The following is a 13,047-nucleotide window of genomic DNA, read 5'->3' as shown; positions in this document are numbered from 1 at the left end:
GCAAAGCTCTTTGCCTTTTCGATTTCCTTTTCGAGGCGTGCGATTTCTGCAGCCGGGTCAAGGATACCTTCCAGCGGGATGAAGAGTTCGCCACCAGGAACAACGGCAGATGCGCTGAACTTGGGCTTAGCGGCCTTCACGCCAACGGTAATGCTTTCGAGGCCACCAAGTTCGGTAATGATAGCGAGACATTCATTCACGGACTTTTCGGTAGCAGCATCGTCGACGCTCACTACAGCCTTCAGCTTGGTTGCCGGAGAAACGCTGTAACGGCCACGGACACCGCGAACGGCTTCCACCACGGCGAATGCCTGGTCGAATGCTGCTTCGATATCCTTGTTGATGAGAGATTCATCAGCGGTGGGCCAGGGGCGGCTGATCACCATTTCGGAACCCTGGAACAGGATGCTGTTCAGTTCTTCAGTGATGAAGGGCATTACCGGGTGGAGAAGGTCAAGGACGTTCTTCAGCACGTAGCTGAGGATTGCCATGGCGTTCTTCTTTTCGGCGTCCAAAGTTTCACGGTTGATCACAGCCTTCTTGATTTCAAGGTACTGGCTGCAAACGTCGTCCCACACGAAGCGGTAGAGGAAACCTGCAAGTTCTGCGAAGTGGTATTCTTCCAGCATGCGGGTAGCATCCTTGATGGTGGTCTGCAGGCGAGAAAGGATCCACTTGTCTTCCAGTGCGAACAAATTCTTGTCCATGGGAAGTTCGGCGGCAAGGGCGCCAGCCTGTTCCAGCTGCGGGTAGAGGAAGCGGCAAGCGTTCCAAATCTTGTTGGAGAAGTTACGGCCAATTTCGAACTTTTCAGAAGTGTTGATTTCGGTACCGTCTTCCTGCTTTTCCTTCTTCACCGGCAGACGAACGTCCTGGTTGTCGGTGCAGAGGCTTGCCATCACAAAGCGGAGAGCGTCGGTACCGTACTTGCGTTCGATGTCCATGGGGTCCACGCCGTTGCCCTTGGACTTACTCATGGTCATGCCATTGCCGTCCAGGATCTTCGGGTGGATGTAAACGGTGTGGAACGGGATCGTACCCATGTTTTCCTGGGAGAACAGCACCATGCGAGCCACCCAGAGGGTGATGATGTCGCGGCTGGTCACCAGCACGGAAGTGGGGTAGTACTTCTTAAGAGTGTCGGTGTTTTCCGGCCAACCCATGGTAGAGTGGGGCCAGAGACCACTGGAGAACCAGGTGTCCAGAACGTCGTCTTCCTGCTTGAGAACGTGACCCGGAACTGCGTCTTCTGCAAGGTTTTCTTCCTGAGAGCAAACAAGGTAGCCGCCGTTTTCTGCCTTGTAGAAGAAGATGTCTTCACGGTTGCCGAATACGGCTTTCAGTTCTTCTTCGCTTGCGTCGGTGTGCCAGATAGGAATGCGGTGGCCCCACCAGAGCTGACGGCTAATGCACCAATCGCGCTTTTCGCCAAGCCAATCCAAGTACTTGTTGGCGTAACGTTCGGGGATAATCTTGATTTCACCGGACTTCACGGCGTTCATTGCGTTTTCGGCAAGAACGTCCATCTTCACGAACCACTGGTCGCTGAGGTACGGTTCAATAACAGTCTTACTACGGTCGGAATGGCCCACGTCCATTTCGTGGTCTTCCACCTTGATCAAAAGGCCCAGTTCTTCGAGACCTGCAACAACTGCTTCACGAGCGGCAGCGCCCTTCATGCCCTGGAACTTGCCGGCGTTTTCATTCAAGGAACCGTCATCGTTCATGATGTTGATCATGGGGAGCTTGTGACGGAGGCCGGTAGCATAGTCGTTGGGGTCATGAGCCGGAGTCACCTTCACGGAACCAGTACCGAAGTCCTTGTCCACGAGGATGGCGTCTGCAATCACTGGAATTTCGCGATCAACGAAGGGAACCTTCAGCATCTTGCCGATGAACTGTGCATAGCGTTCGTCGCTGGGGTGCACGGCAAGAGCGGTATCGCCCATGATGGTTTCCGGACGGGTGGTGGAAACGGGAATAAAGCCCGAACCATCGGCCAGAGGATACTTGAAGGTCCAGAAGTGACCCTTCACATGTTCGTAATAGATTTCGTCGTCGGCAACGGCGGTCTGGAGCTTGGTGTCCCAGTTCACCAGACGCTTACCGCGGTAGATCAGGCCCTTCTTAAACAGGTTGAAGAAGGCGTGGCGAACAGCCTTGGCGCAGATGGGGTCCAAGGTGAAGCGCTGACGGCTCCAGTCGCAGCTCACGCCCAAGCTCTTCAACTGCTTGGTAATGCGGGCTTCATATTCTTCCTTCCACTTCCAGATGCGTTCCACCAGAGCGTCGCGGCCAATGTCGTGACGGGTCTTGTGTTCGTCCTGGAACAAGCGCTTTTCCACAACAGCCTGGGTTGCGATACCGGCATGGTCCGTACCCGGAATCCACAAAGTGTCGCGGCCTGTCTTACGGCGGTAGCGTACCAAAATATCCTGAAGGGTGTCGTTCAAGGCGTGGCCCAGGTGCAGGGCTCCGGTCACGTTAGGAGGCGGAATGACGACAGAGAACGGTTCGCCCTTACCGCTAGGTGCAAAGCTATTTTTGTCAGCCCAGGTCTGGTGCCAGCGGGCTTCAACTTCTGAAGAATTATAACGTGTTTCCATAATTTATTTCCACAAATAATTTCTTAATGTGGGCAAATTTAGAAAAAGGTGAGAAATGCGCCAAATGTGTTTACACAATTTGGCATATCCGAGCCGAACTAAATGCGCTCAAAGAGCGCCATTTAGAATTTTTCCAAAAAAACGTAAAAAAAACAGCCATTGAATAGAGCTGCTTTTCATTGATATAGATAGACCTTTGCAACGGATTTTCTTTAACGCACCGTAATCGGCATGGTTTCTTTCAAACTTGCGCTGCGGTAATGGACGATGTAGTGGCCTCGAGGCAGACGATTTGTATTGAAAGTTGTTAGGCCGTTTTTCTGGACAAGAACCTTACCCTGCATGTCTGTGATGACGATGGAGTGGCCTGCAGTTGGGGCGAAGTTTAAAACGCTTCCGTCCTTATGGATTGCCGAGATGCTGCCTGCAATGGTTGCGCCGCGTTCGATGGTCGATGGGGATTCTGCTTCGGAGCTGCTTGAACTGACGGAAGTCGCGCTGCTGGAACTGCTTTCTGCGACCGGTGCGCTTGCCTTCAGCTTTGCCTGGTAGGGAATGGTCTTGCCTTCCAGCAGCTTGTCGCTGGTAATGGTGGGTTCGGGATTTTCGTCGGCTGCGATGTTCAAGCCGTCAATCTTGCAGATGATTTCTTCGCCGGGAATTAAACCTTTCAGAGATGTTTCGCTGCGCTTGCCCTTGATGGTGACGTAGGCGTTGTGATACAGCGGGGCGATGCCGATGTTCTTTACTGTTACCGAGGCGAAATTTTCGTTGGCGGTGTAGGCGGTAATTTCAAACTTGTAGCCGGCGAAGGAGCTAGCTTCGTAGAGACGTTCCTTGGTGGCGTAATTGCCATCGGGAGAGTTGTTACCGATAACGTAAGTCATGTGGTACTTGCTGGCGGCTTGTTCCCAGGTGATGCCGTAAAGTCCGTCGGGATTCAAAAATTCCTGCTGGTCCTTTTCCGTATAGTAGCTGACTTCGCCGCCGCCGGGTGCTGTTTTCCAGCGGTCCAGACCCATGTCTCGCCAGTTCCTTTCGTTGTCGCCGTAGCCCTGTGTGGTGTCGTGTTCGGCGTGCATGAAAGAATCATCAAAAAGTCCGAAATTTAACGCCAGCAAATCATCCCTTTCAACCACTGGAGAATACTGCTTATCCGCAGCGTCAATGGAAACACTCCAGGGCGTTTCTGTAAATTGAGCGGCCACGTGCTTCAGGAATTCAGCCTGGTAATCCTTGGTGGCGAAGTTGACACCGAACTTTTTCGTTGTGCCGTAAATGTGGTATTCGCCCCAGTGTCCAAAACCCACCTGCACAAAGGCAATTCGCGGGTCCTTGTCGTAAGCGGCTGCAAAGTCTGTATAGAACTGCTTGTAGAACCACATCAGCTCTGTACTGCTCCAGTCCGCGTAGTAAGTAGGACCATCTCCGCCTGGGTCTTCGGAATAGGTTTCCGTGTAGCCCGCCATATTCTTGATGTATAGCGGAACTGCGGTGGCGCCCTTCACGTTCTGGGTGCAGTTGGGCGCATTTCTAATAGTTTCGCTGGGGTATTCTATGCGGAATCGAACAATGGCCTGGTGCCCGCGGCTGGCCACGTCATCCAGCATCTTTTCGAAAGAACTCCAGTCGTAATTCAGCTTGTCGCCTGTCTTTCCTGTGACTACAGCACAGGGGAGGCAATAGGAAAATTCAAGGGAAATGGCTCCCAAATAATCCTTGTTGCTCTTGGCCTGATCGGGCCAGAACACGATGCCCTTCATGGGCTCCAATGTTTCGATAGTCTTGTTTAAAGCAATGCCGCGATCCGCAGCGAAAGAAGTAGCCACCAAAGCGGCACTTAAAAGAGAAAGTGTCTTTTTCATAATCCCATCACATCCAAGGCAAAATTGCCTATAACGTAATATATCCTATAATAAGGTTCTGGTCAAGTAAACTGTTGAAGACATTTTCTTTTGTCAAAACATTTTAGCCGTAAAAAGCGAATTTTTCTACATATGGCTGCATGAAAACAATAGAAGTGGTTGCTGGCGTTATTGTTGATGAATGTCCCGATGGTTCAAAGAAGTTCCTGGCCACCCAGCGTGGCTATGGTGATTTCAAGGGTGGCTGGGAATTCCCCGGTGGAAAAACAGAACCGGGAGAAACTCCGGAGCAGGCTCTGGCTCGCGAGTTCAAAGAAGAACTGGCCGTTGATGTGAAAGTGGGTGATTTTATCACAACCGTAGAACACGATTACCCTGGTCGCCACATTACCATGCACTGCTATTTCTGCAAGATCCTTTCCGGCGAATTGACGTTGTTGGAACACGAATCCGCCTGCTGGCTTACCAAACAAGAACTCCGCTCCGTGAATTGGCTTCCGGCTGATATTGCTGTGGTAGAAAAGCTTGAAGAAATTAATTAAAAACAACGCCGGAAAAAAATCCGACGTTGCTCGTTTTGGTACTAGGGAAACTTAGTTGTTGCTGGAAACTTCAATGATGTTGAAGTTGATGTTCTTGTTCTTTGCGGGAGTGAATGCAAAACGAACGGATGCAAGGTTTTCTGCAAAGTCCTTGCTTACCTGACTCCACTTTGAACCCTTAAACTGGTCCCATGCGTAGCAAACCTTTGCTTCGGAAGCTGCCTTAGGGATGGTAACTGCAGGAAGATCGTTGTTTAGGACTTCGTCAAGATCGCCCATGCTTAATTCCATGCTAAAAGCTTCGCTAGCTGTGTAGGTAACGCAAATGCCGTTCCAACTGGATGCGTCTGCAGTCATGACGCTACCGATTTCATCAGTTCCTGCAACGTTAAAAGCGATACCGACTTTCTGACTTGTGTTACCAAAAAGGGTCTTCTTTGTAGTAACGGTGCCGCAAACGCCGCCGCAGTATTCGATAATCGGATCCATTGCTTCTTCGCTGTATCCGTTACCCTTATCTACCGGCCACTTAATGAAGGTTTTCTTGCTGTCAGTACCGAATTCATACCAGTAGCCGGAATCTTCCATGCCGTAGTCAAGGCCGGTGTCAATTTGATAGACACTTTCTGTTCCGTTCCAGAAAAAGCCTTTGGGCTGTACGGGCGGGTAAACGGTGTTGTACTTGGATACGGCGTCAATGCGGAAATTTGCAGTGGTGCCGGTTTTGGCCTGGAACTTAATGCGGATTGCGGTTACGTTCTTTGCGTTGTCTTCGGGTGCGATTTTTTTCGTACCCCAGCCGGCCTGCTTGAATTGGCTCCAGGTAAAGCATTTCTGCGTGCCATTGCTGGCTTTGGGAAGACTTACAAACGGCACGTCAAAACCAACTTCAGCTTCGTTGGCTTCGTCGTAGCCAATTTCCATGGAGATGGCGGCATCTGACTGGTAGGAAAGACATATGCCACCCCAGTTGGAAATGTCGGCAGAAATGGGCTCGCCAGACTTGTCGATACCTGCTACGCGGAATCCGATGCTGGTGAACGGATCGTAATACATGGTTCCCCTATCCAACAGAAGGGAACCGCAGAGTCCGTCGCAGTGGTCGATGATGGGAGCATAGGCATTGTCAGACTTTTTGTCCAATTCAACGGGCCAGATGAAAGCAGACTTGCCTCCGTCAATTTCGTCGTTGTATTCAAACAAGTAACCGGCCTGGTTGTTCTTGAATCCGGTATTGACGACGTTGTTTTCTCCGTGGCAGAACATGTCGTCCTTAGTGAAACAAGGCTGTACACTCAGCTCTTCGTGAGAGGAGGAAGAACTCTGAATAGGTGTGCTGTTGCTGTTTTCATTATAACGTCCAATAGAAAGGATGTTGAATTTGCCCTTAGAACCGCTAGGTCCCGCGAAGGAGAATCGAATGGATGCTGTCTTTTGGCTAGCATCTTCACCGGTAATCTTTCCGGAACCCCAACCTTCTTGCTTGAATCTAGACCAATCGTAACATTTCTGAGCATCTGTTGTTGCCTTGGGCATCAGTACGATAGGGTGGTCGAAATCGAGTTCAGCTTCGTGGGGATCGTCCATGACCAATTCCAATTTAACAGGAATGTCTGCGCTGTATGTGACGCAAATGCCGCCCCAGGAAGAAATGTCGGCGCTGACGGGCATTCCGTAATCATCTTCTCCCGCAACGTTGAAGCCAACACCTGCAAAGGGGGCGAAGGTTAAGGTCCCCTTATTGAGTTCGTAGGTGCCGCAAAGACCTTCGCAGTAGTCGATGATAGGATCTAATGCGAATTCACTGTAATCGTTTCCGATGTTTACGGGCCAAATAATTTGGGACATGCCTCCGTCTGCGTCATCGCTGAAAGAGAACCAGTAGCCAGAAGTTTCGGAGCCGTTGTCCATTCCGGTTTCAATTTGATAGATGCTTTCGTCACCGCGCCACATGGCGTTTGGCAGATAGAGGTGGTTGCCATGATTCGGATTGTAGCTACTGCTGCTACTCATGACTGGGCCCACATCCCAGTCTTCGGCGACCAATACCCAAAGGCCGTATTGGCACTGGTATACGCTCCAATCCTTTGTGATTTTGTACTTATCGCCATCAATGTCGCAACTCATAGGAATTTGCGGCATTTCTGCGTAGTTCTTTTCAGCGTTGGGTACTTCAATCTTGCCCGAAGCTTCTTCCGGAGTACGAACAGAGGCTACCACTTCTGTTTTGTGCCAGGAACCATTTTGACAAGAGAAATAGGCGTTGTCCTTTGAGGAAAACCAAACGTCGTTGTTGTTATCAGCATTGCAAACTGCAGCAGCGTTTGACAGGGTGGAAGCGACGACTTCGTTGTCCATCATTTCGCTACAAGCGGTGAGCAACATTGGAGAAACTAATCCCAATGCAAGTTTTGAGACCTTCATAAAACCCCCAAGTTTTATTGAAATTATGTGTGTATGTTTGAAAATTTTCTCGCCAAGAATACCCGTTAAGGAACTCTTGGCGAGTCCTTTTTTTCAGGAGAGATGAACGAGGATAGATTTGAAAAATTTTTAAGATAGCATTGAATACCTCCTAACCCGTAAAGGAATATAAGTTCTTTTGTATCACGTGTCAATAGGTTTATGATACAAAACGGCGAAAAAATTTAAAGTTGCAAAAAACTGTGATTTGAGGTCAAAAAATCTTTTTAAATAAGGGCGTTTTTTTCTCGGTTCTTGTCTTTTTCTATATTTAGAGCCAATGAAGTTACCTATTGTATGTATCATTGGACGCCCCAACGTGGGTAAGTCCTCCCTTTTCAACCGAATCCTCGGTCGTCGAGCCGCCGTGGTCAGTGACCGCGATGGCGTTACCCGCGACCGTCATTACCAGGTTGCAAATTTTAAGGGACATGAATTTACGGTGGTGGATACTGGCGGATTCTTGCCCGATGATACCATCGATGTCTTGGCCGACAGCGTTCGCACCCAGATTTTCAACGCCGTTGAAGAATCCGACTTGGTTCTTTTCATGGTGGATGTCCGTGTGGGTATTACCAAGCTGGACCAGCAGTTCGCTCGTCTTATCCGTAAGTTGGATAAGAAGGTTATTCTTGTTGCAAACAAGAGCGAGAATGGTCAGGACCGTCAGGAAAGCTATGAATTCCTGAAACTTGGCTTTGGTCAGCCTCGCACTATCAGTGCCTTGACTGGTTATGCCTGCCTTTCTCTTCTTGATGAAGTCATTGCCGTGTTGCCTACTCCGGTACGCGGAGAACGCAAGGAAGAACGTCCCATTCGCTTTGCCATTCTTGGCCGCCCCAATGCAGGTAAGAGCACATTGCTGAATCGTCTTCTTAATGAAGACCGTGCAGTTGTTAGCGATATTCCGGGCACGACTCGCGATTCCATCGACTGCGATTTCGTGGTGGATGGCAAGAAGTTTGTTGTTACTGATACCGCAGGTCTCCGCAAGAAGGCCAAGGTGGATGATGAAGTTGAAATCTTCAGTAACATGCGTACTTTGGAAAGTATCCGCCGATCCGACGTTTCCGTTTTGATGGTGGATTGCACCCGCGGTCTTGAAGTCCAGGATTTCCGCATTATTACCGATATCCGTAAGGCTGGTAAGGGTCTTGTGCTTGTGCTTAACAAGTGGGACATTCTTCCGGACAAGACTGAAAAATCTTTCGACCATATGGTCAAGGAAATGTTGGAACGTGAACCTATGTTGGAATATGTTCCCATCCTCAGCATCAGCGCCAAGGAAGGTCAGCGCGTAAGCCGTGTTATCCAGGCAATCCAGACAGTTTATGCAAACTGCCGCCGTGTGCTTGGTCGCGATAATGTTGCCGCCGCCTTTGCAAAGTTCATTGAAGAAAATCCGGTGCCCAGCCAGAACGCCCGTGTTGTGCAGCTGACCCGCGCTTGCCAGATTATGGTGGAACCGCCTGTGATCGCCATCGAAACCCGTACTCCGGATCTTGTGGCAGAATCCTACAAGCGCTACCTCATGAAAAAGTTTTACGAAGAATTCCAGCTGCAGGGTGCTCCCCTCCGCTTGAACTTCGATATGAAATTAACCCTTAGAAAGGATGAAGAACTTGAACAGTTTACTGAGTCTTCCAATAGCATACGTGTTGGGGGCGATCCCCAGCGCAATCTGGATCGCAAAACTCGCGAAAGGAAAAAACTTTGATATCCGTGACTACGGTTCCAAGAATGCCGGCTTGACCAACACCTTCCGTGTGCTTGGTTGGAAGCCCGCTCTTCCCGTAGTCTTCATGGATTTGCTGAAGGGCTTCTTTGGTCCTTTCATCGCCATGAAGATGTGTGAAGCCCAGGTTGCAGCCGGCGGTGCCGATTACACTTACTGGGTTCCCCTGGTTGCCGGCCTCCTGGTAATCTTGGGCCACAGCTACACTTGCTTTGCCGGCTTCCGTGGTGGTAAGGGCGTTCTCGCTGCTCTCGGTGTGTTCCTTTGCCTCTGCCCGGTTACCGCACTTACTGCGTTCGCTGTGTGGATTGTTCTTACGGTTTCCACCAAGTATGTGTCTGTGGGTAGCATTGGTGCCTGCGCTATGTTGGTGGTCCTGTCTGTCATGGGCTACTGCGGCGCGCCTTATCCGGTGTACGACCACTTCACCTTGCCTCTGGCAATTGTTACTTCCTTGATCGGCATTTTCATTATCATCAAGCATCGTGGTAACATCAAGCGTTTGATGAATGGTACCGAAAATGGCTTTGGTAGCAAGCGCAAGACCCCGAAGGGTGCTGAAATTGCTCAAACAAATGAATCCGAGGCACCGAAAGCATAAAAATACGCTGAAAGTACTTTATTTCTCATTAATTATGTAGATTACAAAAAAGAGGTTTTCACAATGAAAGTTACAGTTTTGGGTACTGGTGGCTGGGGTCTTACCCTGGGTCAGGTGATTTACGAAAATAAGAACGACATTACATTTTGGACAAACTCTCAGGCTGAAGTAGACTTGCTCTCTACCGAACACCAGTACAAGGATAAGCTTCCTGGTGTGATTTTCCCGGCCGATTTCAAGTATACCACCGATATGAACGCAGCTCTCGATGGTGCTGAAATGGTCATGATCGTGGTGCCGTCCCAGTTCATGGGTGGTGTTGCCGAAAATCTTGGTAAGTGGACTCCGGAAAAGGGTAAGGAACCGGTTGTGGTTTGCGCTACCAAGGGTATTCTCGAAGGTACCAACCAGCTCATGAGCGAAGTTCTCCTTGAAAAGGTTCCTTGGCTCACCGACGACAAGATGGTTGCCTTTAGTGGTCCTTCCCATGCTGAAGAAGTTAGCCGTCATGTGTTGACCGCTATCGTTGCAGCCTCTACTAACGAGGACTCTGCAAAGCTTGTCCAGCAGGCAATGAGCTGCTCCTACCTCCGCGTCTATACTTCTACCGATATTATCGGTGTTGAACTTTGCGGTTCCGTGAAGAACGTGATTGCAATTGCTTCCGGCGTTCTCTACGGCATCGGCGCTGGCGATAATACCCGTGCAGCTCTCCTCACTCGTGGTCAGGCAGAAATGTGCCGCTTGGGTAAGGCTATGGGCGCCAATCCCGAAACCTTCGCTGGCCTTGCCGGTATGGGTGACTTGATTGTGACCTGCCTTTCTCAGCACAGCCGTAACCGCTATGTGGGTGAACACATCGGTAAGGGCGAAACCATTGATCAGGTTCTTGGTGGCATGAAGATGATCGCAGAAGGCGTTCCGACCTGCCGCAGCACTAAGGCTTTGGCTGATAAACTTGGTGTGGATATGCCTATCGTTAACGGCGTGTACGCATTGCTCTATGGTGGCAAGACTGTTAAGGATGTCTTCGATGAAATCTGGGGTCGCGAGCTCAAGGCTGAAAACTGGGAATAATCTTTCTCGACATCAAAATTTAAAAGTCTCGGCTTTGTGCTGAGACTTTTTTTTCAAAATTTTTGTGGGTTTCGATTGAACTTATTTCTTGCCTTTCAATAGGGCAAAAGCAAAGGCGCCCTGCACGGCCTGGAACAACATAGGAATGTATCCGATAAGGGCTGCTGCTAGAACGATGTCGGCGGGGATTCCCAGGAGACCAGTGAAAAGACTTACGTTCAGATTTTCACGAAGACCAATGCCGTTAATAGAAATGGGAAGCATTGTGATGGTAATCGTGATGGTCATGAATACGGTGATGGTTGCCAAATCCACCGGAACGCCGACAGCTTGGAAATAGGAGTAATGAATTACGATGGAGGAAATCTGCAACCAGATGGAATCCAGGCCAGAAAGGAAAAATGCCTTGGGATAATTGCGGTAGATGGAAAAGGCATTCTGCAATTTCAGCAAGAAGGGAACGCGCTTTGTAATGGCTTCCGGCAGTTTAATTTTATCGGAGAACAGGCCGCCAATGATAATGAATATGCAAATCAAGGCGACAACGCTTACCGCACCTGTGTAAAGAGGTGGAATGTCGTAGCGGGAAATCACGAAGGGCAACATGGCAAAGAAACAAATGAACATTGCCAAAAGTCCCATGACTCTTGAGATGGCAACCGCAGCAACAGAATTGGCCGTATTGCCGAATTTCTTTCCGAAGGCGATTGTCTTAACGGCGTCACCACCAAAACCGCTGGGCAGAAGATTGTTGAAGAAGTAGCCTAGGGCGATGTAGGAATAAAATGTCTTGAAGGGAACTTTCTTGCCTTCTTCGAGCAGCAAACCACGCCAACGGATTGCTTGAATGCACATGCTAAAAACGGTGCAAAGCAGGATGAGTCCAATCCAGGGAAGCGCATGCGTTGTCCAGTGGTTGCTGACCTCGCCAAAAGGGACCTTCCAGAAAATGTATGCAAGACCGCCAACGCTAATGGCGATCTTCAGCAGGTTGGAAAGGATTTTCTTTAAGCGCTGATTCATGGATTACTGCTCTGCAACTTTAATTGCAATGTCTTGGATCTGCTTTGCGCAGTTTTCCCAGGAAAACTTGTGGACCCAGACTTCTATTTCTGCATCGTGAAGCCCCTTGGTGTCGATAGCCGCTTCTAGTGCGCGAGCAATGCTTGACGAATCCTTGGGATTGAAGTAGGTTGCCAGGCCGCCTCCGACTTCGGGCATGGATGATGTGTTGGAGCAGGCAACGGGCGTGCCGCAAGCCATCGCTTCCAAAATGGGCAGACCAAAGCCTTCGTACAAGGAGGGTAGGACGAATAGGTCTGCCAAGTTGTACAAGTTGACCAAGTCTTCCTGGCTTACCATTCCTGCGTGGATTGTCAAATCCTGAATCCCGAGTTCAGCTTCCTTGGTGGCCTTGGTTCGACCGTCGAACGCTTTTCCTACGAGAACAAGTCTGCAGTTTTCCTTGCCGTTCATCTGGGCGAAACCTTCCAGAAGTCCGTTCAAATTCTTGTGGGGAAGGAAGTTGCCTACGTAAAGAACGGTCTTCTTGTCACGCGGAATATTGTACTTGTCGTAAAGGTATTCAATATCTGTTTTTTGCTTTCGTATGAATTCAGAGCCTGCACCAAGGGGAACGACGGTAACTTTGTTTTCGTCAACTTTGTAGAAACGCAGCAAGTCTCTCTTGGTGCTTTCCGAAACCACCATAATGTGGTTGGCTCGTTTGCAAACAAACCAAAAGATGAATTTGAAATAGAGATGGACCAATTTGAACGGTAAAAATTCCGGATAGACCAAATGGGTCAAGTCATGGACGGTTGCAATCATCTTTCCTCGGTAGAACAGAGGAATGTTGCAGTGGGGAACATGTAAAATATCGGGGTGTTCCCTGCGCAGTTTGCTATAAGGAAACTTTAATTGCTCTTCGTATCCGTAAATTCTGCTGATAAAGGGAATCTGCGTAGGAACAAATTCCTTGAACTCGTCAAGTTCGGAGGGATTGCCCAAGGCAATGCGGTAACCCACATCTTTTAGCCAATGCTGTATACAGGTCCCGATACCGGATTTGCGCACCATGCGTGCATCAATCGCTATTTTTGGAAACTGTTTCATAGTCTTGGCTTTGTCCTTTTATATAAATAATAGAACTTTTTTG

Annotated in this window: 9 protein-coding genes; 4 read left to right on the top strand and 5 right to left on the bottom strand. The window is 49.4% G+C overall.

Features of this window, described 5'->3' with window-relative positions; all coding sequences use genetic code 11:
• Both MJZ25_10395 and MJZ25_10390 read right to left on the bottom strand, forming a co-directional pair.
• A partial coding sequence (locus MJZ25_10395) for a valine--tRNA ligase (GenBank protein MCQ2124582.1) occupies positions 1-2,606 on the bottom strand: 2,606 nt, incomplete at its 3' end.
• A 212-nt stretch (positions 2,607-2,818) separates the two neighbouring features.
• The gene (locus MJZ25_10390; protein MCQ2124581.1) at positions 2,819-4,471 is read right to left on the bottom strand and encodes a T9SS type A sorting domain-containing protein; all 1,653 of its coding nucleotides are present in this window, start codon (positions 4,469-4,471) and stop codon (positions 2,819-2,821) included.
• A gap of 140 nt (positions 4,472-4,611) precedes the next feature.
• Here MJZ25_10390 and MJZ25_10385 point away from each other — a divergent pair, with 140 nt between their 5' ends.
• Entirely contained in the window at positions 4,612-5,013 is a 402-nt protein-coding gene (locus MJZ25_10385) for a (deoxy)nucleoside triphosphate pyrophosphohydrolase (GenBank protein ID MCQ2124580.1), read from the top strand.
• 51 nt (positions 5,014-5,064) lie between these two features.
• Here the strand turns inward: MJZ25_10385 and MJZ25_10380 are convergent, their stop codons facing one another.
• Positions 5,065-7,437 carry a hypothetical protein gene (locus MJZ25_10380; GenBank protein MCQ2124579.1) on the bottom strand — a complete coding sequence of 791 codons (2,373 nt, stop codon included), beginning with the start codon at positions 7,435-7,437 and terminating at the stop codon, positions 5,065-5,067.
• A 319-nt stretch (positions 7,438-7,756) separates the two neighbouring features.
• Between MJZ25_10380 and der the strand changes: the two genes are divergently transcribed.
• From der to MJZ25_10365, 3 genes are all read left to right on the top strand, one after another.
• Positions 7,757-9,193 (top strand): ribosome biogenesis GTPase Der, encoded by a 1,437-nt coding sequence (der, locus tag MJZ25_10375; protein ID MCQ2124578.1) that lies wholly within the window; start codon positions 7,757-7,759, stop codon positions 9,191-9,193.
• Positions 9,132-9,812 carry a glycerol-3-phosphate 1-O-acyltransferase PlsY gene (plsY, locus tag MJZ25_10370; protein MCQ2124577.1) on the top strand — a complete coding sequence of 227 codons (681 nt, stop codon included), beginning with the start codon at positions 9,132-9,134 and terminating at the stop codon, positions 9,810-9,812. The genes der and plsY overlap by 62 nt, the downstream gene beginning before the upstream one ends.
• A gap of 63 nt (positions 9,813-9,875) precedes the next feature.
• On the top strand, positions 9,876-10,889 hold the full coding sequence (locus MJZ25_10365) for an NAD(P)-dependent glycerol-3-phosphate dehydrogenase (GenBank protein ID MCQ2124576.1): 1,014 nt from the start codon (positions 9,876-9,878) through the stop codon (positions 10,887-10,889).
• Positions 10,890-10,970: 81 nt separating this feature from the next.
• Here MJZ25_10365 and MJZ25_10360 read toward each other — a convergent pair whose 3' ends face one another.
• Together MJZ25_10360 and MJZ25_10355 are read right to left on the bottom strand one after the other, a co-directional pair.
• A complete protein-coding gene (locus MJZ25_10360) occupies positions 10,971-11,912 on the bottom strand; it encodes a flippase-like domain-containing protein (protein MCQ2124575.1) in 942 nt (313 codons plus the stop codon).
• Positions 11,913-11,915: 3 nt separating this feature from the next.
• Positions 11,916-12,968, bottom strand: coding sequence for a glycosyltransferase family 4 protein (locus MJZ25_10355; protein ID MCQ2124574.1), 1,053 nt, complete (start codon positions 12,966-12,968; stop codon positions 11,916-11,918).
• Positions 12,969-13,047: the final 79 nt, after the last annotated feature.

Origin of the sequence: Fibrobacter sp., from assembly GCA_024399065.1 — a bacterium.
In the GTDB taxonomy this organism is placed as follows: Bacteria; Fibrobacterota; Fibrobacteria; order Fibrobacterales; family Fibrobacteraceae; genus Fibrobacter.
The sequence above is the reverse complement of the archived record's forward strand: the minus strand, read 5'-3'. Positions and strand labels throughout refer to the sequence as shown.